22 protein-coding genes (1 of these 22 cut by a window edge) are annotated in these 26,824 nt (G+C 63.7%); 15 read left to right on the plus strand and 7 right to left on the minus strand.

Going from position 1 to position 26,824, the window contains the following annotated elements; all coding sequences use genetic code 11:
* Nucleotides 1-54 precede the first annotated feature (54 nt).
* Together OVA12_RS01115 and secA are read right to left on the minus strand one after the other, a co-directional pair.
* Nucleotides 55-1,257: an adenylate/guanylate cyclase domain-containing protein gene (locus OVA12_RS01115; protein WP_268133796.1), complete on the minus strand. Its 1,203-nt coding sequence runs from the start codon at nucleotides 1,255-1,257 to the stop codon at nucleotides 55-57.
* Between the two features lie 302 nt (nucleotides 1,258-1,559).
* The gene (gene secA, locus OVA12_RS01120) at nucleotides 1,560-4,367 is read right to left on the minus strand and encodes a preprotein translocase subunit SecA (protein WP_268133797.1); all 2,808 of its coding nucleotides are present in this window, start codon (nucleotides 4,365-4,367) and stop codon (nucleotides 1,560-1,562) included.
* A gap of 273 nt (nucleotides 4,368-4,640) precedes the next feature.
* Here secA and OVA12_RS01125 point away from each other — a divergent pair, with 273 nt between their 5' ends.
* The 4 genes from OVA12_RS01125 to OVA12_RS01140 all read left to right on the plus strand — a co-directional run bounded on the left by OVA12_RS01125 (nucleotide 4,641) and on the right by OVA12_RS01140 (nucleotide 7,681).
* Entirely contained in the window at nucleotides 4,641-5,504 is an 864-nt protein-coding gene (locus tag OVA12_RS01125) for a peptidylprolyl isomerase (protein ID WP_268133798.1), read from the plus strand.
* A gap of 198 nt (nucleotides 5,505-5,702) precedes the next feature.
* On the plus strand, nucleotides 5,703-6,944 hold the full coding sequence (gene argJ / locus OVA12_RS01130) for a bifunctional glutamate N-acetyltransferase/amino-acid acetyltransferase ArgJ (RefSeq protein WP_268133799.1): 1,242 nt from the start codon (nucleotides 5,703-5,705) through the stop codon (nucleotides 6,942-6,944).
* Nucleotides 6,945-7,019: 75 nt separating this feature from the next.
* Nucleotides 7,020-7,424 carry a (deoxy)nucleoside triphosphate pyrophosphohydrolase gene (locus OVA12_RS01135; RefSeq protein WP_268133800.1) on the plus strand — a complete coding sequence of 135 codons (405 nt, stop codon included), beginning with the start codon at nucleotides 7,020-7,022 and terminating at the stop codon, nucleotides 7,422-7,424.
* A gap of 44 nt (nucleotides 7,425-7,468) precedes the next feature.
* On the plus strand, nucleotides 7,469-7,681 hold the full coding sequence (locus OVA12_RS01140; RefSeq protein ID WP_268133801.1) for a Flp family type IVb pilin: 213 nt from the start codon (nucleotides 7,469-7,471) through the stop codon (nucleotides 7,679-7,681).
* A gap of 43 nt (nucleotides 7,682-7,724) precedes the next feature.
* Here OVA12_RS01140 and OVA12_RS01145 read toward each other — a convergent pair whose 3' ends face one another.
* Nucleotides 7,725-8,615, minus strand: a complete 891-nt coding sequence (locus OVA12_RS01145) for a class I SAM-dependent methyltransferase (protein WP_268133802.1) — start codon at nucleotides 8,613-8,615, stop codon at nucleotides 7,725-7,727.
* 202 nt (nucleotides 8,616-8,817) lie between these two features.
* Between OVA12_RS01145 and OVA12_RS01150 the strand changes: the two genes are divergently transcribed.
* The 4 genes from OVA12_RS01150 (at nucleotide 8,818) to OVA12_RS01165 (ending at nucleotide 11,334) form a co-directional block, all read left to right on the plus strand.
* Nucleotides 8,818-9,564, plus strand: coding sequence for a ComF family protein (locus OVA12_RS01150; RefSeq protein WP_268133803.1), 747 nt, complete (start codon nucleotides 8,818-8,820; stop codon nucleotides 9,562-9,564).
* 130 nt (nucleotides 9,565-9,694) lie between these two features.
* Nucleotides 9,695-9,952, plus strand: coding sequence for a glutaredoxin 3 (grxC, locus tag OVA12_RS01155; RefSeq protein ID WP_268133804.1), 258 nt, complete (start codon nucleotides 9,695-9,697; stop codon nucleotides 9,950-9,952).
* A gap of 8 nt (nucleotides 9,953-9,960) precedes the next feature.
* Nucleotides 9,961-10,791, plus strand: coding sequence for a carbon-nitrogen hydrolase family protein (locus tag OVA12_RS01160; protein ID WP_268136950.1), 831 nt, complete (start codon nucleotides 9,961-9,963; stop codon nucleotides 10,789-10,791).
* Between the two features lie 12 nt (nucleotides 10,792-10,803).
* Complete coding sequence (locus OVA12_RS01165; protein WP_268133805.1) at nucleotides 10,804-11,334, plus strand: DUF1178 family protein; 531 nt, start codon at nucleotides 10,804-10,806, stop codon at nucleotides 11,332-11,334.
* 25 nt (nucleotides 11,335-11,359) lie between these two features.
* Here OVA12_RS01165 and OVA12_RS01170 read toward each other — a convergent pair whose 3' ends face one another.
* The gene (locus tag OVA12_RS01170) at nucleotides 11,360-12,064 is read right to left on the minus strand and encodes a phasin family protein (protein WP_268133806.1); all 705 of its coding nucleotides are present in this window, start codon (nucleotides 12,062-12,064) and stop codon (nucleotides 11,360-11,362) included.
* A 269-nt stretch (nucleotides 12,065-12,333) separates the two neighbouring features.
* Between OVA12_RS01170 and OVA12_RS01175 the strand changes: the two genes are divergently transcribed.
* Nucleotides 12,334-14,184, plus strand: coding sequence for a PHA/PHB synthase family protein (locus OVA12_RS01175; protein ID WP_442793797.1), 1,851 nt, complete (start codon nucleotides 12,334-12,336; stop codon nucleotides 14,182-14,184).
* A gap of 16 nt (nucleotides 14,185-14,200) precedes the next feature.
* Here OVA12_RS01175 and OVA12_RS01180 read toward each other — a convergent pair whose 3' ends face one another.
* Together OVA12_RS01180 and ubiG are read right to left on the minus strand one after the other, a co-directional pair.
* Nucleotides 14,201-14,890: an alpha/beta fold hydrolase gene (locus OVA12_RS01180; protein ID WP_268133808.1), complete on the minus strand. Its 690-nt coding sequence runs from the start codon at nucleotides 14,888-14,890 to the stop codon at nucleotides 14,201-14,203.
* Between the two features lie 12 nt (nucleotides 14,891-14,902).
* Nucleotides 14,903-15,673 (minus strand): bifunctional 2-polyprenyl-6-hydroxyphenol methylase/3-demethylubiquinol 3-O-methyltransferase UbiG, encoded by a 771-nt coding sequence (ubiG, locus tag OVA12_RS01185; RefSeq protein ID WP_268133809.1) that lies wholly within the window; start codon nucleotides 15,671-15,673, stop codon nucleotides 14,903-14,905.
* A 216-nt stretch (nucleotides 15,674-15,889) separates the two neighbouring features.
* On the opposite strand from ubiG, the gene OVA12_RS01190 reads away from it, so the two are divergent.
* The 6 genes from OVA12_RS01190 to clpB all read left to right on the plus strand — a co-directional run bounded on the left by OVA12_RS01190 (nucleotide 15,890) and on the right by clpB (nucleotide 25,792).
* Complete coding sequence (locus OVA12_RS01190; protein ID WP_268133810.1) at nucleotides 15,890-17,140, plus strand: aspartate kinase; 1,251 nt, start codon at nucleotides 15,890-15,892, stop codon at nucleotides 17,138-17,140.
* Nucleotides 17,141-17,213: 73 nt separating this feature from the next.
* The gene (gene ptsP, locus OVA12_RS01195) at nucleotides 17,214-19,481 is read left to right on the plus strand and encodes a phosphoenolpyruvate--protein phosphotransferase (protein WP_268133811.1); all 2,268 of its coding nucleotides are present in this window, start codon (nucleotides 17,214-17,216) and stop codon (nucleotides 19,479-19,481) included.
* A gap of 57 nt (nucleotides 19,482-19,538) precedes the next feature.
* A complete protein-coding gene (prfA, locus tag OVA12_RS01200) occupies nucleotides 19,539-20,612 on the plus strand; it encodes a peptide chain release factor 1 (protein ID WP_268133813.1) in 1,074 nt (357 codons plus the stop codon).
* Complete coding sequence (prmC, locus tag OVA12_RS01205) at nucleotides 20,612-21,478, plus strand: peptide chain release factor N(5)-glutamine methyltransferase (RefSeq protein WP_268133814.1); 867 nt, start codon at nucleotides 20,612-20,614, stop codon at nucleotides 21,476-21,478. Before prfA ends, prmC begins: the two co-directional genes overlap by 1 nt.
* A 403-nt stretch (nucleotides 21,479-21,881) precedes the next feature.
* Nucleotides 21,882-22,922, plus strand: a complete 1,041-nt coding sequence (locus OVA12_RS01210) for a DUF4167 domain-containing protein (protein ID WP_268133815.1) — start codon at nucleotides 21,882-21,884, stop codon at nucleotides 22,920-22,922.
* A 272-nt stretch (nucleotides 22,923-23,194) separates the two neighbouring features.
* Nucleotides 23,195-25,792 (plus strand): ATP-dependent chaperone ClpB, encoded by a 2,598-nt coding sequence (clpB, locus tag OVA12_RS01215; protein ID WP_268133816.1) that lies wholly within the window; start codon nucleotides 23,195-23,197, stop codon nucleotides 25,790-25,792.
* An 81-nt stretch (nucleotides 25,793-25,873) separates the two neighbouring features.
* Here the strand turns inward: clpB and OVA12_RS01220 are convergent, their stop codons facing one another.
* Nucleotides 25,874-26,824, minus strand: partial view of a M23 family metallopeptidase gene (locus OVA12_RS01220; protein ID WP_268133817.1) — the final stretch only. 1,023 nt of this gene lie beyond the right edge of the window; the window shows 951 of its 1,974 coding nt (coding positions 1,024-1,974); its start codon lies off the right edge, out of view; its stop codon occupies nucleotides 25,874-25,876.

Raw genomic sequence — 26,824 nt, forward strand, 5'->3', positions numbered from 1 at the left:
TCCTGCGGGCCAGCATTGACCGGCCCGTATTCATTTCCGATTTCAGGTCCGGTTTCAGGCCAGCTTGAGCGCGAAGATCGGGCGCGGCTCACGGAAGCCGGCGAGATGGAAATCGCCGACGGGAACGGCCTCGGCGCCGGCGTGGTCGGCAATGTCCTCCGTCAGCAGCACGACCTGGCCCAGTTCCTTGGTCAGCGCTTCCATGCGCGCGGCCGCATGCACGGTCTGACCGATCACCGAGAACGTCAGACGGTTGGCGATGCCGATATTGCCAAACATCACGCGTCCGACCGACAGGGCGATGCCAGCCTGGAGCGGTCCGTTGCCATCCATGAGATCGCCGATGCTGGTTTCCTTCAGCCGTGCGGCGCTGCGTCTGGCAGCGGCAAGGGCGCGTGTGGCCGCAGGGGCCACATCGGAGGCCTCGATCGGGAAGATGCCCAGCACGGCGTCTCCGATGAAATCGAGGATCTCGCCGCCCTCTGCCTCGACGGCTCCGGCTGTCGCGTCAAAGTAACGGTTCAGCAGACGCAGATAGAGGTCCGGGCCAAGCGCCTCCGCATGGGCTGTCGACTGGCGCATGTCGGAATAGAAGATGACGGCATCGATGCTCTGTCCGTCGCCGTGGCGGATCTGACCGTTCAGCACACGGCTTCCCGCCCAGCGACCGAGATAGGTTTCCGCGACCGTGCGTGTGATCTGGGCCTGGACGTTGGCACGCACGGCCAGGGCGAGCCGCTTCTGCAGGTAGGTGATGGCGGACAGGTGCTCGTCCGAAAAGCCGCCCGGTGACTTGCTGGCCCAACTGGCCAACAGGCCTGTATGGCCGAGATTCTCCGCGACTGCTGGCAGTTCGAACGCGGTGGATGCCACCATGTAGTCGGTGAAACCATCTGCCTTCAGCTGATCGAGAAGCGGGAACTCGCTCTCCGCATTGGCCCGCTCCAGCTGCCGGCGCAACATCGATTCCCCGCTCGACCAAAGCCAGCGCATCGGGCTTTTCTGCCAGGCTTCTGTTTCCTCCATGGCATGGTGGAACCGGTCATGCTCGACAGGCTGCTGGTGGCGCCAGAAAACGGTCTCAGAGTGGATCAACGGATGCAGCGTTGTCCATCCGAGCAAGGCGCGGTCCAGCGGAACCCCGATGTCGCACAGGCGCTGGCACAGACCATCGAACATGGCGCTCATCGTCGGGCTGCCAAGCGCGAGTGTGATCAGCCAGTCTTCGATTGCCTCGAGCTTTTCATTTGTCTGCATCGCAATCTCTCTGTGAACGGACCGGCGGCACCAGCCTTGCTTGCCAAAGCCTGAAAAGTCAAAGGCCGGCGTCAGAATGCTGACAAACCTCGACCTCACCGTCGTCATCCCGGCCAAGCGTCAGCGCCGAGCCGGGACCGGAGAGTCGAGGCCTCTATAATTCAATTCGTTAAACCCGGAGAGACCTTGACTCTGCGGTCCCGGATCTCCGCTCAGCTGGGCCGGGATGACGGAGGAAGGTTTGTCAGCGGTCAAAAAAAGGCCGGCGCAAGGCCGGCCTTTTTTGTCTTTGCTCAGATCTGTCAGACGAAGGCGCCGTGACAGTGCTTGTATTTCTTGCCTGAGCCACAGGGGCAGGCCTCGTTGCGGCCAACCTGGCCCCACGTGGCGGGGTCATTCGGGTCGCGGGCAACGCCCGTTGCGGCAAAGCCGCCCGCGGCCGCGCCCACAGCGGGGCGGCCGCGAACCGGAGCTTCCTCATCTTCGCCCGTCAGCGGGTCGATGTGATGCGGATGCATCTCGCTCGGCTCATGCGGCATCTCGGGCGCCTGCTGGGTCACCAGTTCGACGCGCAGCAGCTGCGAGGTCGTGACCTGACGCAGCTGGGTCAGCATCGTCTCGAACAGCGAGAAGGCCTCGGTCTTGTATTCCTGCAGCGGATCACGCTGGGCATAGCCGCGGAAGCCGACGACAGACCGAAGATGGTCGAGGTTGGCAAGGTGCTCGCGCCAGAGGTTGTCGAGGGTCTGCAGCAGGATTGCCTTCTCGACCTGGGTCATGATCTCCGGCGAGTAGCGGGCGATCTTGTTTTCCATGATCTCGTCAGCGGCCTTGTGCAGGCGATCCTTGACCTCGTCCTCGGCGATGCCTTCTTCCTTGGCCCAGTCCACGATCGGCAGGTCCAGGGCCAGAAGCTTGCGCACTTCTTCCTGAAGGCCGGCCGTGTCCCACTGCTCGGGATAGGCGCGCTCGGGGATATGGCGCGACACCAGGTCTTCGATCACGTCGTGGCGCATGTCTGCGACGGTCTGGTTGATGTCGCCGCCATCCATCAGTTCCACGCGCTGATCGAACACCACCTTGCGCTGGTCGTTCATCACGTTGTCGAACTTCAGGAGGTTCTTGCGGATATCGAAGTTGCGTGCTTCGACCTTCTGCTGCGCCTTGGCGAGGGCCTTGTTGATCCAGGGATGGATGATCGCCTCGCCATCCTTCAGGCCGAGTTTCTGCAGCATCGAATCCATCCGGTCGGAGCCGAAGATGCGCATCAGGTCGTCCTGCAGCGACAGGAAGAACTTGGAGTGGCCGGGGTCACCCTGACGGCCGGAGCGGCCGCGCAGCTGGTTGTCGATGCGGCGGCTTTCGTGGCGCTCGGTGCCGATCACATAGAGGCCGCCTGCAGCAAGCGACTTCTGCTTCAGCATTTCCACGTCGGCGCGGATCGAGGCTTCACGGGCAGCCCGCTCTTCGCCTTCCGGCATGTCAGCCAGTTCGCGCTCGATGCGCATCTCGGCGTTGCCGCCGAGCTGGATGTCGGTGCCGCGGCCGGCCATGTTGGTGGCGATCGTCACCGCGCCGGGCAGGCCGGCCTGCGAGATGATGAAAGCTTCCTGCTCGTGGTAGCGGGCATTCAGAACGGCGAAGATCTTGTCCTGCGGGCTGCCATCGTCGCCGTCGAACAGGGGAACGAAGGCGTTCGGGTCGTTCACGTCGACCTGACGGTAGCCGTGCTTCTTCAGGCGCTCTGCGAGGAATTCCGACTTTTCAATCGACGTGGTGCCGACAAGGATCGGCTGCCCGCGCGACTTGCAATCGTCGATCAGTTCCACGATGGCGTTGAACTTCTCGTCGACGGTCCGGTAGACCTCGTCGTCATCGTCGATGCGCTTGACCGGGTTGTTGGTCGGGATCTCGACCACTTCGAGGCCATAGATGTCCATGAACTCGTCCGCCTCGGTCGAGGCCGTACCGGTCATGCCGGCCAGCTTCTCGTACATGCGGAAGTAGTTCTGGAAGGTGATCGAGGCCAGCGTCTGGTTTTCCGGCTGGATCCGCACCTTTTCCTTGGCTTCAAGCGCCTGGTGCAGGCCCTCGGAGTAGCGCCGGCCCGGCATCATGCGGCCGGTGAACTCGTCGATGATCACAACTTCGCCGCCGCGAACGATATAGTCGCGGTCACGCTGGAACAGCTTGTGCGCCTTCAGCGCCTGCTGCAGGTGGTGCACGGCGGAGACGTTCTCGACGTCATAAAGGGATTCGGACCGCAGCAGACCGGCTGCCCCGAGCAGGGCCTCGAGCTTCTCGTTGCCCGATTCCGTGAAGGAGGTGCTGCGCTGCTTTTCGTCGAGCTCGTAGTCACCGGCGTCCAGCATCGGAATGAAGGCGTCGATGGTGTTGTAGAACTCGGAACGGTCCTCAAGCGGGCCGGAAATGATCAGCGGCGTACGCGCCTCGTCGATCAGGATCGAGTCCACTTCGTCGACGATCGCATAGTTATGTCCGCGCTGGACCATGGCCGCGCGTTCATACTTCATGTTGTCGCGCAGATAGTCGAAGCCGAATTCGTTGTTCGTGCCGTAGGTGATGTCGGCCGCATAGGCCGCGCGGCGTTCTTCGTCCGAGAGTCCATGCACGATGACGCCGACGGAAAGGCCGAGGAAACGGTAGACCTTGCCCATCCAGTGCGCGTCGCGCTGGGCGAGGTAGTCGTTCACCGTCACCACATGCACGCCCTTGCCGGACAGGGCGTTGAGGTAAACCGGGGCGGTTGCCACCAGGGTCTTGCCTTCACCGGTGCGCATTTCCGAGATCTCACCGGAGTTGAGCACCATGCCGCCGATCAGCTGCACGTCGTAATGCCGCTGTCCCAGAGCGCGGCGCGCGCCTTCGCGCACCGTTGCAAAGGCGGGAACCAGCAGATCGTCGAGCGGAGTGCCCTTGGCGAGTTCCTCGCGGAACATCTGGGTTCTTGCGCGCAGCGCGTCGTCGGAGAGCGCCTTCATTTCGCCCTCAAGGGCGTTGATGGCGGCAACCTTTGACCGCAAGGCCTTGATCTTGCGGTCGTTCGAGGAGCCAAAAATCTTACGTGCTAGTGCGCCAAGGCCGGCCATGTGGCGGTCCTTCCAGATGCCGGGCGACGCGAACAGAGTGATCCGGCGCAGCCCTCAAAAAAATCTCAATTGCGATCCAGGATCCAACCGCCAGCCAGAGGCGGCGATGGACAGGGCAGGACCACGGGTTTTGCGTCAGGGGACTGACGCGCCGTTCGACAGATAAGAGGGGGTCGAATGCTTGTCAACGCCGCCGGTTTGCGCAAGTTTGCAGCGCCGTCGACCTCGTTCTCCCGAGGCACAGGCTTACGAGTTCATACACAAGGACACCTCATGTTCCGTTCCTTCCTGCGCCAGCCGTTGCGCACTGCCCTGATTGCAGCAACCGCGCTGACGCTTTCCGCAGCGTCCCTTTCCGCCCAGGCACCCGGCGACGTGGTCGCCAAGGTGGGCGATACTGTCATCACCGAGGCGGACATCGCCTTTGCTGCCCGTGATCTGGGACAGGAACTGCAGCGGTTCCCGCCGGCACAGTGGCGTTCGATCCTGACGGACGTTCTGGTCGACATGACGCTTCTGGCCAAGGAAGCGGAAAAGGAAGGCCTGCAGAAGGACGAAGACTTCCAGCGCCAGGTGAAGTTCCTGACGACTCAGGCGCTTCGCAACGCCTATGTCTCGCAAAAGCTGGAAGCCAGCATCACGGAAGCCGAGCTGAAGGCCGCCTACGACGCCGAACTCGCCAACTTCAAGGGCGAGGAAGAAGTCCGTGCGCGGCACATCCTGGTGAAGACCAAGGAAGAAGCCGAGAAACTGATCAAGGATCTCGACGGTGGTGCAGACTTTGCCGAGCTGGCAAAGGCGAACTCCAGTGATGGTTCCGCCGCCGCCGGCGGTGACCTCGGCTTCTTCGGCAAGGGCCGTATGGTTCCCGAGTTCGAAACCGCTGCCTTTGCTCTGGAGCCGGGCAAGTACACCAAGGAGCCGGTTCAGTCGCAGTTCGGCTGGCACGTGCTCAAGCTGGACGAAAAGCGCATCCAGCCGGCTCCGGCCTTCGAGGATGTCCAGGACGGCCTGCGCAACAAGCTGATGCGTGACCGGTACACCAAGCTGATGACGGACCTGAAGGCTGCCCACAAGGTCGAGATCGTCAAGCCGGACGTTCCGGCCGCCGATCCGGCGAAGCCGGCGCAGCAGTAAGAGCCTGACCGCCCCGGCGGTGGCAGGGCGCTCACGCTCGCTGCCGCCGGAGCCCTGATTTCTGGTTCTGCCGCGGCGCTCCGCCCCCAGCTGTGACCGCGCCTGTGCGCAGGCTCGGGCCGCCTCGCAAAACCGGTTGCGTGCGACCGGGCAGTCGGGCAAGTCTGCGGCACTTTCCTCCCCGTTGACGAGGCATTCATGTCCACCGAGATTTCTCCCCTGGCCCCGAAGTCCTACCCGGAAATGCCGGTGATTGAAGGCGTGCGCTTTGCCACGGCCGCCGCCGGGATCAAGTACAAGGGCCGCACCGATGTGCTGCTGGTGCTGATGGACGAAGGCACGGAAGCTGCCGGCGTTTTCACCCGCTCGCTGTGCCCGTCGGCACCGGTGGACTGGTGCCGGGCGAACCTTCCCCATGCCACCGCGCGGGCGCTGCTGGTCAACTCCGGCAATGCAAACGCCTTCACCGGCAAGAAGGGCAAGGCGGCGGTCGAGCTGTCGGCTGAGATCGTCAGCAAGGCCGTCGGTTGCGCTGCGTCTGAAATCTATCTCGCCTCGACCGGTGTCATCGGCGAGCCGCTGCCGGCCGACAAGTTTTCCGGCGTGATCGGCGAGCTCGTCAGCAGTGCGGCGGCGGGATCCTGGCTGGAGACGGCCAAGGCGATCATGACCACTGACACCTTCCCGAAGGTCGCGACCCGGACGGTAGACCTTGGCGGCACTCCGGTGACGCTCAACGGAATTGCCAAGGGCGCGGGCATGATCGCGCCGGATATGGCGACCATGCTGTCCTTCCTGTTCACCGACGCCCCGATTGCCGCGCCGGTGCTGCAGGTGCTAATTTCTGAGGCTGTCGGCGGCAGCTTCAATTCCATCACCGTCGACAGTGACACGTCGACCTCGGACACTGCGCTGCTGTTTGCGACCGGCAAGGCCGCATCGCGCGGCGCTGCGCGCATCACGGATGCGGCCGACCCGCGCCTTGCCGCTTTCCGCGTCGCACTTGGCGAAGTCATGCTGGAGCTGGCGCACCATATCGTCCGGGATGGCGAAGGCGCGCGCAAGTTTGTGGAAGTTCGCGTCGAAGGCGCGGTCAATGACGCATCGGCCAAGCGGATTGCGCTGTCGATCGCCAATTCCCCATTGGTGAAGACGGCAATTGCCGGCGAAGACGCCAACTGGGGCCGCGTCGTCATGGCCGTTGGCAAGGCCGGTGAACCGGCCGACCGCGACCGTCTTGCGATCTGGTTCGGAGATGTGCGCGTTGCCGTCGAGGGCGAACGTGACGCTGGTTACTCCGAAGCTGCCGCTTCAGCGGCCATGAAGCAGGAGAACATCGTCATCCGGGTTAACCTGGGCCTTGGCGAAGGCACGTCCCGCGTGTGGACCTGCGACCTGACGAAGGCTTACGTCGAAATCAATGGTGATTACCGGAGCTGATCCGGAGTTTCGCGAAAAAAAGCCGGACGTCCTAAAAGAGACGTCCGGTGTTGTCCAGAATTGGAACACTCGTTGATGCGTATTGTGCTGGTTGTTGCCTGTGCTCTAGTTGACACCGATGGCCGGATCCTGATCGCGCAGCGGCCAGAGGGGAAGAATCTCGCAGGCTTGTGGGAGTTTCCGGGCGGAAAGCTGGAGCCCGGTGAGCGCCCTGAGGCGAGCCTGATCCGTGAACTGTCCGAAGAACTTGGGATCAGCGTTAAGGAAGCGTGCCTTGCCCCATTAACGTTCGCCAGCCACGCTTACGAAGATTTTCATCTCCTCATGCCACTCTATGTGTGTCGTCGCTGGGCAGGCACACCGCAGCCGCTGGAAGGACAGGCCCTGAAATGGGTCCGCGCGGGCAAGTTGCGGGACTACCCGATGCCTCCTGCCGACGAACCGCTGATCTCCCATCTCATCGGGCTGGTCGGTGCCTGAAACGGATGACGGAACGGCCAAGGACTGGCCGCGAGGAGCTTGGCATGATCCCGACGGGTGGCAAAAATTCCCTTCTGGCGGGCGCAAAGGCGCTGGTGAAGCGCTTCGTTGCTGATCATTCCGGAGCAACGATGGTCGAATACGGCCTGCTGGTGGCGTTGATCTCCGCCGCGATCATGGGGACTCTTTTGGCCATCGGCGAGGAAATGAAAGCCGACTTTGCCATCTTCTCCGAAGCATTTCGTCGGGGCAGTTGATCCGAACGTTTTTTGGAATGCTGCCTGCCGCAGCTGTTTTGCCTCAGCTCTCAGGTTCCATTCGCATCGGATCGAGCGCGTCGGCCAGGCGCATCTTGGCTGAGCCAGGCTTCAGCGGCTTCTGCTGGCTCTCGTGCGGAGCCCATCCCGACAGATAGACGACCTGGAATGTCGCCCGGATCCGGCCATCCGCATCGGCGTGATCGGCGGCGTAGAGCTCGGCTGCTTTCAGGAAGACAGCACGTGACAACGGCTTGCGGCTGCGCTCGGTGAGAATGGACGTCCCGCCCATCGCCCGCAAATCACGCATCAATCCAAACAGATTGTCGTAGCGAACCGTCAGCTTGTCGGTATCGGTCACCGGCAGAGCGAATCCAGCTCGTTGCAGCAGGGCACCCAGATCACGCGTGTCGGCGAAAGGGGCAACGCGGGGGCCGGCACCGCCCGTCAGCTCCAGTTCAGCCCGCATCAGGCAGTCGCGCAGTTCGCTCAAGGTCTCGCCGCCCAATACGGCGCCGAGAAACAGACCATCGGGCGAAAGTGCGCGCCGGATCTGGATGAGCGCGCCAGGCAAATCATTGACCAGTTGCAGCGACAAGGCGGAGGCAATCAGGCCGACCGATGCGTCCTTCAGCGGGAGCAAGGCATCGTCACAGACAAGATCTGGCGCAGGCAGGCCCGGATCAGCGGTGAAAAGATCTGCGCGCAGGACATGATCAACACGGCCGCTTGCCGCCAGTGCCGCAGCCAGGCGCCCGGTGTGTCCACCGAGGTCGACGGCCAGATCAAACTGCCGCTTGACGGCCAGCAGTCTGTCTCCCAGCTCCTCCGCAACAGCAGCCAGCAAAAAGTCCGCGCCTTGTGTCCGGGCGGCAAGTGCTCGCTGGCGGCGCTGTGCGAACAGGTTCCGGTCGAACAAATCCATCTGCGCCATACTGCGATAGTCCCTGTTGAGGGGAGGTCTCCCCACTGAGCAGGTCCCCTATATGCCGCTGAACGGCCAAACGTCAAAGCTTCAACATTGAACCGATCGGTCACGCCGCGCCTATCCAGAGAGGCGCAGGTCGCATTATGCTGCAACCAAACCTTGTGATCTGGGGCTGCCCATGAGGTTCGTCTCGTCAATGTGTCAGCATGTGTCTTCGTTTGTTCGCGCCGGGGCGCAATCAGCGTTCGACAGCCTGTTGCCGCCGCGCTGCCCGGTCTGCGATGCGGTCACGGCGCGGGATGAGGGCATCTGCCCGGCCTGCTGGACGGCAATGCCGTTCATCGAGCAACCCTGGTGCGCCCGACTCGGTACGCCGTTTTCGCATGATCTGGGCGAAGGAGCGCTGAGTGCGCGGGCCATTGCTGATCCTCCCGTCTATGACAGGGCTCGCGCTGCAGCGCTCTATCAGGGGACCGCGCGCGATCTTGTGCTGTCGTTGAAGTTCGGTGCGCGGCGCGACGTGGCTGGGGTGATGGGACAGTTGATGGCCCGCAATGGCCGGGAGCTGCTCGAGCCGGGGAGCGTTCTTGTACCGGTGCCGCTGCATCGGTTCCGGCTTTGGCAACGCCGCTTCAACCAGGCGGCCCTGCTCGCTGATGCGGTCAGCCGTGCCAGCGGGGTTGCGATGGATCCACTTGCACTGGAGCGGATCCGCCGGACGCGGCAGCAGGTGGGACTGTCGGCAAAGGAGCGCCAGATCAACGTGCGCCGCGCCTTCCGGGTGACCGATGCGGGGCAGGGGCGTCTTCACGGCCGCAATGTCATCCTGGTCGATGATGTCCTGACGACGGGCTCGACGCTCGCCGCCTGTACCCGCGTGCTGCGCGCCGCCGGCGTCGCCCGGGTCGACGTGCTCACATTTGCCATTGCCGATCCAGTAACGAATGATCTTTAGTGTTTGTGAAGACATCGATATCCGGTCAATCGGACTTGCCCTTGTGCAAGAGGACGCGCGGACAATATAAGCCGTCCCGATTGTATGGTCAGACAGCGTGGCGGCTGGCCCGCCCGGCAGGAGTTTCGACGTGGTTGACGTGATCATCTACACTCGTCAGGGATGCGGCTATTGTGTCGCCGCCAAGCGCCTTCTCGACAGCAAGGGCGTGGCCTACACCGAGCATGACGCGACCTTCAGTCCGAACCTGCGGGCCGAGATGATCGGCAAGGCCAACGGGCGCACGACGTTTCCCCAGATCTTCATTGGCGGTCGTCATGTCGGTGGCTGCGATGATCTCCACGAACTGGACCGTTCCGGCAAACTCGATCCCTTGCTGAGCGCATAAGGATGACCATGACCACCTTCACCGCTGCCTGTGTGCAGATGCGTTCGTCCCGTTCTGTTGCCGCCAACATCGCGCAAGCCGAGAAGCTCATCCGGCAAGCGGCCGCAGCCGGCGCGGTCTATGTCCAAACTCCGGAAATGACGAACATCCTGGAACGCAGCCGTGCGGATCTGATGGAAAAGATCACGCTTGAGGAGAAGGATCCCACGCTGGCGCGGTTCAGGGAGCTTGCCGCCGAACTGGGCATTCATCTTCACGCTGGGTCCCTTGCCATCCTTCTGCCGGACGGCCAGGTCGCAAACCGCGGGTTCCTGATCGGGCCGGATGGCGCTGTCGTGGCCCGTTACGACAAGATCCACATGTTCGACGTCGACCTTCCCAATGGCGAGAGCTGGCGCGAGTCCGCGACCTATCGCCCGGGCGAGGCAAGCATGGTGGCTGCGCTGCCGTGGCTGAAGATGGGCATGGCGGTTTGCTATGACGTCCGCTTTCCGGCGATTTTCCGGACCCAGGCCCGGGCTGGTGCGACCCTTCTGACCATGCCGGCTGCTTTTACCCGCCAGACCGGAGCGGCGCATTGGCATGTGCTGCAGCGGGCACGTGCCATCGAGAACGGTGCCTTTGTGGTCTCTGCCGCGCAGGGTGGCCTGCATGAGGACGGGCGGGAAACCTATGGCCACAGCCTGATCATCGGGCCGTGGGGGGATGTCATTGCCGAACTGCCGCATGACGAGCCGGGCATTGTGCTCGCCCGGATCGACCCGGAAGAGGCGGTCAAGGCGCGCCAGCGCATTCCCGCAATTGCCAATGAGCGCGATTTCGCGCTGTCGGCCGTCTGAGGGAGCTCGCACGTGATCCGCTATTCGCTTCTGTGTGACAACGCCCACAGCTTCGAAGCCTGGTTCCGAAACTCCGGCGACTATGACCTGCAAAGCTCGAAGGGGCTGATTTCCTGCCCGGTCTGCGGGTCGCCACTGGTCAGCAAGGCGTTGATGGCGCCGGCGGTTGCGACGGCCGAAAAGCGCGAGGAGCGCCAGCAGGCAGCGCAGGCGGCAGCTCCCGCCGGTTCGGCTGGCGAGTCATCATCTGGCACAGCGGCGAGTGTTCCGGCGGCGGTCGCGGAAACGTCCAATGCCGCGCTCGTTCCCTCGGATGCGCGCTATGCAGAGCTGGTGTCCAAGCTGCGGGAGCTGCGGGCGCAGATGACGGCGAATGCGGAACATGTCGGGACCGCCTTCGCTGAAGAAGCACGCAAGATGCACTACGGCGAAACGGATCACCGTGACATCTACGGCGAGACCAATGCCGAGGATGCCCGCGCACTCCTCGAAGAGGGCATCAGCATCCTGCCGCTGCCTGTCCTCCCCGAGGAACGCAACTGAGTATCAGCAGCTCGATCCGCTTGCCTTAGCGGGCCGGCTTGCTGGCGGGTGACCGGCTGACAGGCGACTTGCGGACCGGGGCCTTGCGGGTGGTGCTGCTCCGTGCAGCTGCGGTCTTGACGGCTGGCTTGGCGGCTTCGGCTGGAGCGGCTGCAACGGCTTCCGCAGGTGCGGGCGCTTCAGAGGGCGATGCAGCAGCGACAGGCTGAGCCGTCGCTTCAGTCTTCGGCGCCAGAGATGGCACGATCAGCGCAACTTCTTCTTCAGCGGCGCTTTCAAGAGCCGCGACCGTTTCGACGGCCGTTTCGGTGAGGGCTTCAGCGCTGGCGACGCTGTCGCTGACACTGTCCTGCATCAGCGCGAAGGTGCGCTGGGCGAGGTTTTCGTAGTCCTGCCACATGGTGCGGAAGAAGCCCTGCAGTGTCTTCATCGTCTCATCCGGCAGGCGGCAGGTTGTCAGCTGGCGGAAGCAGTCCATGTCGGCGTTGAGGCGGTGTGAAACGAAGTCCATCTGGCTGGTCATCGCCTTTTCTGCGTTGGCGATCATCTTGCGGCGGACATCTTCCATGCAGCGGAACGCCTGTTGTTCGGCACGGTCACTGCGTTCCGCCCAGCTCCAGTTGCCCGGGGTGTATGCGATCCAGCTCGGGGACAGGGCCTGATCCATGGCGGCGAGGCCGGGGTTGGTGTCATCCTGCCCGTTGTGGTGCTGTTTGCTGCCATGCTGCATCATATCCACCTCCCAAAAGCTGAAACCGTCTCGAACACCTTTTTCCGGCACATAGTGCCCGGTTCATCCGGCCATCAAAACCCGCGCAGCCATACACGCCTTCCGCGTCAATTTGATGATACGCAGTTCTGCCGGGCATGATAGCGCGTCGGACGCTGCGTGAGATTGATCTGGCTCATTGCGGACTGCATTGCGCTGCAAAATAGTGGCGCGCGGTCTGACGCGCTCTCACCCCTTCGGGCAACCAGCGTCGATCCGGGGAGATGTTCATGCCAGATCCGATGCCGATCGTTCCCTCCGTGGCCGTGCCCTCTGCTCTGGCGTCAGCGGCCGAGTTTTTCCGCAAGGCCAGCGCGATGCCTTTCCCCGGCGCAGCGCAGGAGGACAATGAAACTGAGTCCGGAGCTTCAGAGCTTCTGGATCGTGCCACCCGGGCCTTCCTCGCAAGACTGACCGGAGGCGTTTCCCCCGGAGCCTTGATCGAGGCCTATGCCGACTGGCTCATGCATCTGGCGGTGCTGCCGGGAAAGCAGGCCAGTCTTGTGCAAAAGGCCGTTCGCAAGGCATCCCGGCTGTCGCGTTTTGCCATGAGCTGTGCCGTCGCCGGTGGCCAGCCTGAGGCTTGCATTGACCCTCTGCCGCAGGACCATCGCTTTGCCCATGAAGGCTGGAAGACCTGGCCGTTCAATCTCTATGCCCAGTCATTCCTGCTAACTCAGCAGTGGTGGTACAACGCAATGACAGGCGTGCGCGGTGTGTCGCCTCATCACGAGCGCATTGTCGATTTCGTGACCCGGCAGATGCTGGACCTTGCCGCGCCATCCAATTTCCTGCTGACGAACCCGGAGGTCCTGCGCCGTACGATGGATGAAGGCGGCATGAACCTCGTCCGCGGATCGCAGCATCTGTTCGAGGATCTGGAGCGGCTGGGCGGCAATCGTCCGAACCCGGAAACCGAGACCTTCCGCCCGGGTGAAGCGCTTGCCGTCAGCCCGGGCAAGGTCGTCTATCGCAACAGGCTGATCGAACTCATCCAGTACGAACCGTCGACGCCTGATGTGCATCCCGAGCCGGTGCTGATCGTGCCGGCCTGGATCATGAAATACTACATCCTCGACCTGTCGCCCGAAAACTCGCTTGTCCGGTATCTGGTCGGCCAGGGCTTTACCGTTTTCATGATTTCATGGCGCAATCCCGGTACTGAAGACCGGGATCTGGGCATGGATGATTATCGCCGTCTCGGCGTCGAGGCCGCGCTTGCCGCCGCCCGCGAAATCACGGGGGCGGCGAAGGTTCACGCAGCTGGCTACTGTCTTGGCGGGACCTTGCTGTCGATCACGGCCGCAGGGCTGTTCCATCGCGGCGACGAGAGCATTGCCAGCCTGTCGCTCTTTGCGGCACAGACCGACTTCACCGAAGCGGGCGAGCTGACGCTCTTCATTGATGAGAGCGAAGTGTCGTTCCTTGAAGACCTGATGTGGGAGCAGGGGTATCTCGACACCGCGCAGATGTCGGGGGCGTTCCAGCTGTTGCGGTCAAAGGACCTCATCTGGTCGCGGGTCGTGCGCGAGTATCTCCTCGGCGAGCGCGCGCCGATGTTCGATCTGATGGCCTGGAATGCAGATGGCACCCGTATGCCATATCGCATGCATTCGGAGTATCTGCGCCAGCTGTTCCTGCGCAATGACTTTGCCGAGGGACGTTACAAGGTCGACGGCGCGGCGGTGTCGGTTGAGGACATCACAGCGCCGGTGTTCGCCGTCGGGACGGAACAGGACCACGTGGCGCCCTGGCGTTCCGTGTTCAAGATCCGCCATCTGGCGGACAGTGAGGTCACTTTTGTCCTGACCACGGGCGGGCACAACGCTGGCATCGTCAGCGAACCGGGTCACAAGCACCGCAGTTATCGCATCCTGACCTCGCCACCGCACAATGGCCACCTCGATCCCGAAGGATGGGTTGCTGTTGCGGACCAGCGCGAGGGATCGTGGTGGGAGGCCTGGTCGTCCTGGCTATCCGAGCGCTCTGGACCGCGTGGGGCATTGCCGACCATGGGCAAGGCCTCGGTTGGCCTTGCCCCGCTTTGTCCAGCGCCGGGCACCTATGTCCTGATGCGGTGACGGACGCAGGTCCGCGTCAGCGCCGCAACCACGACTGCAACTCGGCGGTGACTGCGCCCGGTGCCTCGAGTGTCGACAGATGACCGCAACCCGGAAGCACGGCGAGACTGCTGCCGGGGATGGCCTCATGCATGTCGCGCGCGATGGCCGGCGGCGTCAGCGTGTCGCCCTCTCCAACCAGAACCAGGGTCGGGACCGTGATCGCCCCCAGTGACGGCCGCGAATCAATCCGGCTCATGATCGCTTTCTGCTGGCGCACAAAGGCTTCCGCGCCGGTTTCGCGCGCCATGTCGACGACAACGCCTTTCAGTCCTTCGTCTTCGATCCGGCTTGCATCGACCAGGCCGGGATAGAGCAGATGCGGGACCTTGGCGAACTTGCCCGTCTCGGCCAGTTCGATCAGCACGCGGCGGCGTTCGCCCTGTTCGGGCGCATCCGGGCGCGGGCTTGTATCCAGGAGGGCAAGCCGCGTTACGCGCTCTGCAGCCTGCCGCATGATTTCCATGGCGACGTAACCGCCCATCGACAGGCCGGCCAGGGCAAAACGCCCCGGGACCTGCGACAGGATATCGGCCGCAATCGCTGCGATCGTGTCATGCTCGCGGTGATTGGCAACCAGAACGGGGCGGTCTGCCAGGGCGACGATCTGCGGGGCATAAAGGGTCTCGGTGCACAGAAGACCCGGGATCAGGACAATCGGTTCCATGGTGCGGTTCCGTCAGCGCGCCGGGCCGCCGGCGCGGCCGGCGAGAAGCATGTAGTTCACATCCATGTCGCGCGACTTGTTCCAGCTGTCGGTGAGCGGATTGTAGGTGACGCCATTGCGGTCCAGGATTTCCAGGCCGGCAGCAGCAAGCGGGCCTTCGATCTCGGACGGGCGCACCAGCTTCTCATAGGAATGCGTGCCTTTGGGCAGCCAGCGCAGCACATACTCCGCACCGACAATCGCCAGAGCATAGGCCTTCAGCGTGCGGTTGATGGTGGCGACAAACATCAGTCCATCGGGCCGGACCATCCGCGCGACTTCCGACAGGAACAGGGGCACGTCAGCGACGTGTTCGACAACTTCCATGTTCAGAACCACGTCAAAAGTCTCGCCAGCGGCGGCGAGTTCTTCAGCGGTTGTGGCGCGGTAATCGATGGCCAGGCCGGACTGGGCCGCATGCAGCCGTGCGATCTCGATGTTGGTTGTGGACGGGTCGGCCCCGGTCACCTCTGCCCCGAGGCGTGCCATCGGCTCGCTCAAAAGGCCGCCGCCGCAGCCGATGTCGAGGATGCGCAGGCCCCTGAAGGCGTCGCTGGCTTTCGGGTCGCGGCCGAACCGCTCGCAGACCTTTTCCTTGATGTAGGCAAGGCGCACCGGATTGAACTTGTGCAGCGGGCGGAACTTGCCCGTCGGGCTCCACCATTCGGCCGCCATGGCGGAGAACCGGGCCACTTCGCGCTCATCGACGGTGCCGGCGGTGTGGGGGCTGGCATTCGGGCTCATGGCTGGTCCTTTCCTCGGGTTTTGTCCTGCGGGCGGTCAAGGCCGTCCGGCTGTCTTACGTGGGGCTTGCGCCGCGCGGATGACCTTCTCGCTTGCGGCCACTTTGTCAAGGCGCGGTGTTGCAGCAGGGGCGATGTCGCTGTATGCATTTCGCCCGATCCGCCGGGCGCGCTTCTTGCGCCCACAGGCCCTCGCGAGTGTAGACCAGGACCAAAAATGGCCCGACTGGTTATGAAGTTCGGCGGTACGTCCGTCGCCAATATCGAACGTATCCGCAACGTGGCCCGTCACGTGAAGCGCGAAGTTGACGCTGGCCATGAAGTCGCCGTCGTCGTCTCCGCCATGTCGGGCGCCACCAACCAGCTGGTGGCCTGGTGCCGGGAAGCCGCGCCGATGCATGACGCGCGTGAATATGACGCAGTCGTCGCATCCGGCGAGCAGGTGACTTCGGGCCTCCTGGCCATTGTGCTGCAGGAAATGGGTGTCAACGCCCGGTCCTGGCAGGGCTGGCAGATCCCGATCCGCACCGATGGCTCGCACGGGGCCGCCCGGATTGCCGGCATCGACGGCGCCTTCATGGTCGAACGCCTGCAGCAGGGCCAGGTGGCCGTGGTTGCCGGTTTCCAGGGCATTGCCCCGGACAACCGCATCTCCACGCTTGGCCGTGGTGGCTCCGACACCAGCGCCGTTGCCATCGCCGCCGCGATCCAGGCCGACCGCTGCGACATCTATACGGATGTGGACGGCGTCTACACCACGGACCCGCGCATCGTCCCGAAAGCCCGCCGGCTCGACCGTGTGGCCTTCGAGGAAATGCTCGAGATGGCCTCGCTTGGCGCCAAGGTGCTGCAGGTCCGCTCGGTCGAGATGGCCATGGTGCATGGCGTGCGCACGTTCGTACGCTCCAGCTTTGATGATCCCGATGCCCCGCAGACGGGCAAGGATGGTCTGCCCCCCGGAACCCTTATCTGCGACGAGGATGAGCTCGTGGAACAGCAAGTCGTGACCGGCATCGCCTTTGCCAAGGACGAAGCCCAGATTTCCATCCGCAACGTGCCGGACCAGCCGGGTGTTGCCGGTTCCGTTTTCGGCCCGCTTGCCGATGCCAACATCAACGTGGACATGATCGTCCAGAACATCTCGCCGGACGGCAAGACGACGGACATCACCTTCACCGTGCCCGAATCGGAATACGAGCGGGCGCTGAAGGTGCTTGAAGACAAGCGCACCGTGCTTGGTTACGCCGCTGTCGAAGGCGCCCGCGATGTGGTCAAGGTGTCGGTCATCGGCATCGGCATGCGCTCCCACGCCGGCGTTGCCGCCCAGTGTTTCTGCGGCCTTGCGGAGAAGGGCATCAACATCCGCGCCATCACCACGTCGGAAATCAAGATCTCCGTGCTGATCGATTCCGCTTACACGGAACTTGCGGTCCGGACTCTCCATTCGCTATACGGATTGGACGGATAAGCATTTCCGTGGAGCATGCGCTGGCGGGGTCCTCCCGCCAGTGGCTTTCACGCCGACGGGAACGGAGCTGACAATGCGCAGCAATCTGGCCGGTCCGCGCCTGTTGCTCCGCCGGCTTCGCGAAGTCATGGCGGAGCCGATCAACGCGCAGGAACGGCTCGACAAGATCGTGGTGCTGATCGCGTCCAACGTGGTCGCGGAAGTCTGTTCCGTCTACATTTTACGAGCCGACGGTGTTCTTGAGCTTTACGCCACCGAAGGCCTCAAGCGCGAAGCCGTGCACCAGGCGCAGCTGCGCGTCGGACAAGGCCTCGTCGGCCTGATTGCTGCCGAAGCCCGGCCGCTCAATCTCCCTAACGCGCGCGCGCACCCCGCCTTCGCCTATCTGCCGGAGACGGGCGAAGAGGCTTACAACTCGTTCCTCGGTGTGCCGGTGCTGCGCGCCGGGCGCACGCTCGGTGTTCTCGTGGTGCAGAACAAGTCGCACCGCACCTATTACGAGGACGAGGTCGAGGCGCTGCAGACAACCGCGATGGTCATCGCGGAAATGGTCGCCGCCGGCGAGCTGGAAGCGATTGCAAAGCCCGGGACCGCGCTTGACCTCTCGCGCCCGATACGGTTCGAGGCAGTTGGCCTTGCCGATGGCGTCGGCCTTGGTCATGTGGTGCTGCATGAGCCGCGCGTCGTCGTCACCAATCTTATTGCCGAAGACACCGACAACGAGCGGACCCGTCTCGAGGCGGCTGTCAACCGGCTGCGCCTGTCCATCGACAGCCTGCTGTCCAGCGGCGACATGGCCCAGTCCGGCGAGCACCGGGACGTGCTGGAAGCCTACCGGATGTTCGCCTATGACCAGGGCTGGATCCGCAAGATCGAGGAGGCCATCAACAATGGCCTGACGGCGGAAGCGGCCGTGGAAAAGGTCCAGAGCGACATGCGTGCCCGCATGCTGCGCCAGACCGATCCCTATCTGCGCGAGCGCCTGCATGATCTCGATGATCTGGCGCACCGGCTGATCCGCGAGCTGATGGGCCGCCAGCATGGCTCGTCCTCCGGCGTGCTGCCGAAAGACGCGATCATCGTGGCGCGCAACATGGGCGCGGCCGAGCTGCTGGACTACGGCCGGGACCGGATTCGCGGCGTCGTTCTCGAGGAAGGTGGTCCGACCAGCCACGTGACGATTGTCGCCCGCGCGCTTGGTATTGCTGCGGTCGGTCAGGTCCAGGACGTGGTCAGCCTTGCCGATGCGGGCGATGCCATTATCGTCGATGGCGGTTCGGGCGAGGTCTATCTGCGGCCGGCGACGGACGTGCAGGATGCCTACGCCGAAAAGGTCCGGTTCCGGGCTCGCCGCCAGGCGGAATATCGCCGTCTTCGCGCCAAGCCGTCGGTCACCAAGGACGGCGTGGAAGTCGGGCTGCAGATGAACGCCGGCCTGCTGGTCGATCTGCCGCATTTGTCCGAATCCGGCGCTGTTGGCGTCGGGCTGTTCCGGACCGAACTGCAGTTCATGGTTGCCTCGTCGTTCCCCCGGCTGTCGGATCAGCAGAACCAGTACACCCAGGTGCTGGATGCTGCCGGCGGAAAGCCGGTGACCTTCCGCTCGCTCGATATCGGCGGTGACAAGGTGCTGCCGTATCTCCGGGCGATCCATGAGGAAAACCCGGCCATGGGCTGGCGCGCTCTGCGCCTCGGCCTTGATCGTCCGGGACTGCTGCGCACGCAGGTGCGGGCCCTGTTGCGGGCGGCAGCCGGGCGCGAGCTGCGGTTGATGTTCCCGATGGTCTCCGAAGTCGAGGAGTTCCACCGTGCCAAGGATCTGGTTGACCGCGAGCTGCGCCACTCGCGCCGGCATGGTCATGCGGTGCCGGATGCGATCCGGCTTGGCACGATGATCGAGGTTCCCTCGCTGCTCTATCAGCTCGAGGAGCTGATGCAGGCGGTGGACTTCGTGTCGGTCGGCTCGAACGATCTGTTCCAGTTCTTCAATGCGGTCGACCGTGGCAACACCCGGGTTGCCGATCGCTATGACACGATGGGGGCCGGGTTCCTGCGGGCGCTGAAGTCGATCACGGATGCGGCGGCACGGTATCATGTGCCGGTGACCCTGTGCGGTGAGCTGGCCGGCAAGCCGCTGGAGGCGATGGCTCTGGTGGGCATCGGCTTCCGCTCATTGTCCATGTCACCTGCCGCGCTCGGTCCGGTGAAGGCCATGATCCGCAGCCTGGACCTTGGCCGGCTGCAGGCGCGGCTGTTGCCGCGGCTCGAGCCGGGCCATCCGGACCGGGATCTGCGCCAGTTCCTGCGCCAGTTCGCGGCCGAGCAGGACGTCGCTCTCTAGACACCCATTTACCCTGTGCCCGCGCCGGACTGACCGCGCGGCCGAGGAGATTCGCGCATGCTTGCGCAAGGAAAACTCGATACGTTGCTCAACCGCTTTGCCGAGATCGAGCATCGCATGTCGTCCAATCCGGACGCGGCGACCTATGTCCGGCTGTCGCGCGAATATGCCGAGATCGAGCCGCTGGTCCGGGCCGTTCAGGCCTTGCGCAAGGCCGAAGAGGAACTCGCCGGAGCCGCGGCGATGATCGAGGAGGCCGGATCTGACCGGGAGATGCGCGAGCTGGCCGAGGCCGAACGCGACGACCTCACAGCCCGGGTGGCCGAGCTGACCCAGGCGGTTCGGATCGGTCTGTTGCCGAAGGACTCCGCCGACAAGAATGACGCGATCCTCGAAGTGCGCGCCGGTACGGGCGGTGACGAGGCTGCGCTGTTTGCCGGTGATCTGTTCCGCATGTACCAGCGCTTTGCCGAATTGCGCGGCTGGAAAGTGGAAGTCCTGTCGGCAAGCGAGGGTGAAGTCGGTGGCTACAAGGAAGTCATCGCCTCGGTGACTGGCGAGAACGTCTTCGCCCGGCTGAAGTTCGAGTCCGGCGTGCACCGCGTCCAGCGTGTGCCGGAAACCGAGTCCGGCGGCCGTATCCATACCTCCGCTGCCACCGTCGCGGTGCTGCCGCAGGCGGAGGAAGTCGATGTCGAGATCGTCGAATCTGATCTGCGGATCGACACCTACCGTGCATCCGGCGCCGGCGGCCAGCACGTCAACACGACCGACTCGGCCGTGCGTATCACCCACGTTCCGACCGGCATTGTTGTCGCCGTGCAGGACGAGCGCTCGCAGCACAAGAACAAGGCCCGCGCGCTGCAGCTGCTGCGCGCCCGCATCTACGACGGCCAGCGCGAGAAGATTGCCAGCGAACGCACCGAAGCGCGCCGGCTGCAAGTCGGCTCCGGCGACCGCTCCGAGCGGATCCGCACCTACAATTATCCGCAGGGCCGGGTCACCGATCATCGCATCGGCCTGACGCTCTACAAGCTGGAGCAGATCCTGTCTGGCGAGGCGCTGGATGAGGTGATCGAGGCGCTGACTATCGATCATCAGGCAACGCTGATGGCCGCCGAGGAGGCATGATGGCCACACGCGGCACGCTGTACCGGGACTGGCGCGACCGCTTCCGCGATGCGCAGCTGCCGACCGCTGATCTGGATGCAAGGATCCTCGTCGCTGCCGCCCTCGGCATTGAACCCGGCGCCCTGGTGCTCGATCCGCACGAATCCATCACGCAGGAAAGCCTGGTCCGGGCCGCAGACTATGGCGCGCGGCGGTTGGCGGGCGAGCCGGTCGGCCGGATCCTTGGACGGCGCGAGTTTTTCGGCCTGGAGCTCAGCCTGTCCTCCGCGACACTTGAGCCACGTCCCGACACGGAAATCCTGGTCGAGGCCGTGCTGACCCGCATCAAGCCCGGGCCGTTGCGTCTGGCCGATCTGGGGACGGGAACCGGAGCCATTGTTCTTGCGCTGTTGAGCCAGTGGTCTGAAGCCATTGGCGTCGCGGTTGACCTGTCGCACGAGGCGCTTGCAACGGCGCGGGCCAATGCGCAAAAGCATGGCCTGTCTGACCGGGTGCTGTTCCTGTGTGCCGATTACGCCTCAGCGCTCGCTGGGGGACTGGATGTGATTGTCAGTAATCCCCCTTACATTTCGCATGCTGAACTGAGCGAATTGGCCAGCAATGTCCTCGATCATGATCCGCATCTTGCACTGGATGGCGGCGTCGATGGACTTGATGCCTATCGCCAGATTGCACCGCTATCTTTCGCTCTTCTTGAAGAGGGCGGGCTGCTTGCGCTTGAGATCGGTTGCGCACAAGGTGCGTCTGTTGCCGCGCTTCTTTGCGATGCTGGGTTCCAACGTGTTGAAACTCTTCAGGATCTTTCCGGCCTCGACCGGGTCGTCCTTGGCTGGAAAGACCCCGTGAAACCGATCCTTGAAGCCTGAAAAAGGGCTTGGAAATCCTGAAGGAACCAGATAGTTTCACCTCGCCGAAGCCGGAATGACGCAATCGGGGCAGGACTATACTGCCTGCTCGGCGATCTAGCCTGGACGGGGATATCGGGCCAAACGATCGCGACGCGTTTTGGGACCCGATAAATTTCAAAAAGCTCCGGCAACTCGGTCTGTCGCAGATGATGATTGAATTCTCTCCGTTTCGGGATAGAGCAATCGCGTCGAGTTTTACTAACAGGCGGTCGTGTGCCCGTCAGTGATCGGGGTCTTTTCTTTAGGACCGCGCGAGCTGGCGCATCGCAGGCGGCGTCACGTGATTGATCGGCAATGCGCCGGTCGCCGTTCCTCAAGAGTTAACGGCAGGATGAGACCAGGAAATCAAAACAAGCAGCGTATGCGGGGCAGGGGCCGCAAGGGTCCCAGTCCGCTTAACCGGACGTTTGAATCGAACGGACCGGACGTGAAGATCCGCGGTACGGCTCTGCATATTGCCGAGAAGTACCAGCAGTTGGCCCGTGATGCGCATGCAGCCGGTGACCGCGTGATGTCGGAAAACTATTTCCAGCACGCCGAACACTATCTGCGCATCGTTGCCGCTGCTCAGCCCAACATGCTCTCCGCCAATGGCCTGCGTTTCGACGGCAGCCAGGACGATGAGGACGATGAAGATCAGGGCGGCGAGCGCTACGAGCAGTTCGAGCGGCCAGAACGTTCCGAGCGTTCCGAGCGTCCAGACCGCGCCGAGCGTCCGGATCGCCAGGATCGTTCCGACCGTCAGGATCGCTATGAGCGCCAGGACCGCAACGAGCAGTCCGAGCGCGGCGAGAGGCCTGAGCGCGGCGACCGCTACGACCGGGGTGATCGCCCCGAGCGGAGCGAACGCGCCGGACGTCCGGATCGCAGCGAGCGCCCCGAGCGTGGTGACCGTGCCGAGCGCCCCGACCGCGCTGAGCGGTCAGAGCGTCCTGAACGGGGTGAACGCCCTGAGCGTGGCGATCGTGCTGAACGTGGCAATCGCGGCGACCGCCGCGAGCGTGGTGATCGCTATGACCGCGCCGCACGTCCGGTCGATATCGTTACCGCCGATACGCCGCAGCCCTTCATCGACCATATGCCGGTCGTCGAGGTCAACGGCCACGGCAACCGGGCAGCGCCCGTGCAGGATCTGATCGAGGATCAGGTGCACGAGGTCAACCTCGAGGGCGACGACGACAAGCCGCGCCGCCGTCTTCGTGGCACCCGTGGCCGCGGCCAGCGTCGTGGCGACGAGGGCGATGCCCCGGAAGTTGCCGTCAACGCCGAGCCGGCACCGGCTCCCGTTGAAGCTGCTGTCGAGGCTGGTGAGGCGGAAGCAGAAGCCAAGCCGCGCGCCCGCCGGACCGTGCGTCCGCGCCGGACCAAGGACACCGAGGCGGTTGCTGGCAGCGATGCCTGAGCCAAGGTCAGTCCTGTTGTGAACAAGAAACGGCGCCCGCCACGCGGGCGCCGTTTCTGTTTTCGCCTCAAGGTGCGCGGGCAGCTCCAGTGTCAGGCGAGCTTCGCCTGTTAGGAAAGTTCCTGAGTTGTCCGGCGCCCCCTTTTGTTGTCGATTTGCAACACTATATCGGGAGTGCCACCGTCAGGATGGCGCGGCTGCTCGCCTGGCGGGGGCCGCAATTCCGATACGCCGGCCATGCTTCGGGTGGACCGGCGGCAAGGAGGATGATGATGAACGTCGAAAAATACACCGAACGCGCCCGGGGTTTCATTCAGTCGGCCCAGACCTATGCGTTGGGTCAGGGCCATCAGCAGTTCACGCCGGAGCATATCCTCAAGGTGCTTCTGGACGATCCGGAGGGTATGGCCTCGGGTCTGATCGACCGCGCCGGCGGCCGTTCGCGCGATGCCAAGGCCGAACTTGAGCGCACGCTCGAAAAGATGCCGAAAGTATCCGGCGGATCCGGTCAGCTTTACATGGCAGCCGGAACGGCGAGGTTCTTCGACCAGGCCGAAAAGCTTGCCGACAAGGCGGGGGACAGTTTTGTCACCGTCGAGCGCATGCTGCTGGCACTGGCGATGGACACGGACAGCGAACCGGGAAAGATCCTCGCCAAGGCTGGCGTGACCCCGGCCAACCTGAATCAGGCGATCAATGCCCTGCGCAAGGGGCGGACCGCCAATTCCGCCAGCGCCGAAAACCAGTATGACGCGCTGAAGAAATTCACCCGTGACCTGACCCAGGCCGCCCGCGACGGCAAGCTTGACCCTGTCATCGGCCGCGACGAGGAGATCCGGCGCACGATCCAGGTCCTGTCCCGCCGTACCAAGAACAATCCGGTCCTGATCGGTGAGCCCGGCGTTGGCAAGACGGCCATCGCTGAAGGTCTCGCGCTGCGCATCGTCAACGGCGATGTCCCGGAATCCCTCAAGGACAAGCAGCTGCTCGCCCTCGACATGGGCGCGCTGATTGCTGGTGCGAAGTATCGCGGCGAATTCGAGGAGCGGCTCAAGGGCATCCTGTCGGAGGTCGAAACCGCAGCCGGCGGGGTCATCCTGTTCATCGATGAAATGCACACGCTGGTTGGCGCGGGCAAGGCCGATGGTGCGATGGATGCGTCCAACCTGCTGAAGCCCGCACTTGCCCGCGGCGAGCTGCACTGCGTCGGCGCAACGACGCTCGATGAGTATCGTAAGCACGTGGAAAAGGATGCGGCTCTGGCCCGCCGGTTCCAGCCCGTATTCGTCAGCGAGCCGACGGTGGAAGACTCCATCTCGATCCTGCGCGGCATCAAGGAGAAGTATGAACTGCATCACGGTGTCCGCATCACGGATGCCGCGATCGTTGCCGCCGCGACGCTGTCCAATCGCTACATCACGGACCGGTTCCTGCCGGACAAGGCCATCGACCTGATGGACGAGGCCGCCAGCCGCCTGCGCATGCAGGTGGACTCCAAGCCGGAAGAGCTGGACGAGCTGGATCGCCGCATCATCCAGCTCAAGATCGAACGCGAAGCACTCAAGAAGGAAAGCGATGCCGCGACGCTCGACCGGCTTGGCAAGCTTGAGAAGGAGCTGGCCGAACTGGAGCAGGACTCTGCGGAACTGACCAGCCGCTGGCAGGCGGAAAAGGCCAAGCTGACCTCCGAGCAGAAGCTCAAGGAGCAGCTGGACCACGCCCGCGGCGAACTGGAAAAGGCTCAGCGGCAGGGCAATCTCGCCCGCGCAGGCGAGCTCGCCTATGGCGTCATTCCGGATCTAGAACGCAAGCTGGCTGACAGCGCAGCGATTTCAGCAAAAGGCGCGATGGTTGACGAGGCCGTGACGCCGAGCCACATCGCCCAGGTGGTGTCGAAATGGACCGGCATCCCGGTCGACAAGATGCTCGAGGGTGAGCGCGACAAGCTCTTGCGGATGGAAGACGAACTGGCCCGGCGGGTTGTCGGCCAGGCGGAGGCGATCCATGCGGTCTCCACCGCGGTTCGCCGTGCCCGCGCCGGTCTGCAGGATCCGAACCGGCCGATCGGCTCGTTCATGTTCCTCGGGCCCACCGGTGTCGGCAAGACCGAGCTGACCAAGGCGCTGGCCTCGTTCCTCTTCGATGACGACACCGCGATGGTGCGGATCGACATGTCGGAGTTCATGGAGAAGCACTCCGTGGCCCGGCTGATTGGCGCGCCTCCGGGTTATGTCGGCTACGAGGAAGGTGGTTCGCTGACAGAAGCCGTTCGCCGCCGGCCCTACCAGGTCGTGCTGTTCGACGAAATCGAGAAGGCGCATACGGATGTCTTCAACGTGCTCCTGCAGGTTCTCGACGACGGGCGTCTGACGGACGGTCAGGGCCGGACGGTCGATTTCCGCAACACGCTGATCATCATGACCTCGAACCTCGGGGCCGAATATCTCGTCAACCAGCCGGATGGCGAGGATTCGGATCAGGTTCGCGATGAGGTGATGTCGGTGGTGCGGGGTCACTTCCGCCCCGAGTTCCTCAACCGGCTCGACGAGATCGTACTGTTCCACCGGCTGCAGCGCAACCAGATGGCCTCGATCGTTGACATCCAGCTCGGCCGCCTGCGCGGCTTGTTGAGCGATCGCAAGATCACGCTGGATCTGGACGATGACGCAATCGGCTGGCTGTCGCAGAAGGGATATGACCCGGCTTATGGCGCCCGGCCGCTGAAGCGGGTGATCCAGAAGGAAGTCCAGGATCCGCTGGCGGAGAAGATCCTTTCCGGCGCGATCCTTGATGGCGACCATATCAGCGTGTCGGCTGGTACGGACCGGCTGATCTTCAGCCGCGAGGCCAGCCGCTCGGCTGCTGCCTGAGCGGGGACAGGCAAGTCCCGACAGCAAAAACAAACGGCCCGCAGATGCGGGCCGTTTCGTTTTTTGGCGGTGGTGTCGTTGTCAGCGCGTGACCGTGCTGGCCGAAGCCACGCGCGACGGACGCTGGCCACGATCCAGCAGGGTGTCGATCCGGTCGCGCTCGGCTTCGAAGGCCGCCAGCATCTCGCCTTCCAGCACCCGGCCGCGCGGCAGGCGAATACGCATCGGGTCGACGAAGTTGTCGTTGACGAGAACCTCGTAATGCAGATGCGGCCCGGTCGACAGGCCGGTGGATCCGACATAGCCGATCACCTGGCCCTGGTTTACCCGCATGCCCTCGACAATCCCGCCGGCAAAATCATTCATGTGGCTGTAGGTGGTGACATAGCCATTGGCGTGGCGGATCTCGACGCGCTTGCCATAGCCGGACACCCACTGTGCCTTGACGACGGTGCCGTTACCGGCAGCCATGATCGGAACGCCGCGGCTGGCTGACCAGTCGACACCGGTATGCATCTTGGCAAATCCGTGGATCGGATGCCGGCGCATGCCGAAGCCGGACCGGAACACGCCGCCCGAGAGCGGCTTTCGCACGAGGAACTTCTTCGCGCTCCGCCCGGCTTCGTCGTAATAGTCGACCGACCCGTCATCCGGGGTCCGGAACCGGTACAGCCGACGCAGGGTCGAACCGGTGTTGAGCGAGGCATAGAGGATCTCCGCCGGCTCATCGACGCCTTCCTCGATCAGCCCGTAGAAGACTTCGATCGCATCGCCGGGCTGCACGCGCCCGTTGAAGTCGACATCATAGGAGAAGGCCCGAACCAGTTCGCCGATCATCGGCTCGGGAATGTCCTGTTCCAGTGCCGTCTGGTAAATGCCTTCATACAACGACGGCACGCTGCCGCTGGTGCTGGCATTCTGCCGCTCGGCCTCGGCAAAGGCATCCGCAATGGCATCGGTCGGGGCATCGGCCACGACAAATGTGCCCGTGTCGGCCCGCGCGACGGTCGCCTTGTGCTGGTTGGCGGAATA

The sequence above is a fragment of the Pannonibacter sp. SL95 genome (assembly GCF_026672425.1).
Classification (GTDB): domain Bacteria; phylum Pseudomonadota; class Alphaproteobacteria; order Rhizobiales; family Stappiaceae; genus Pannonibacter.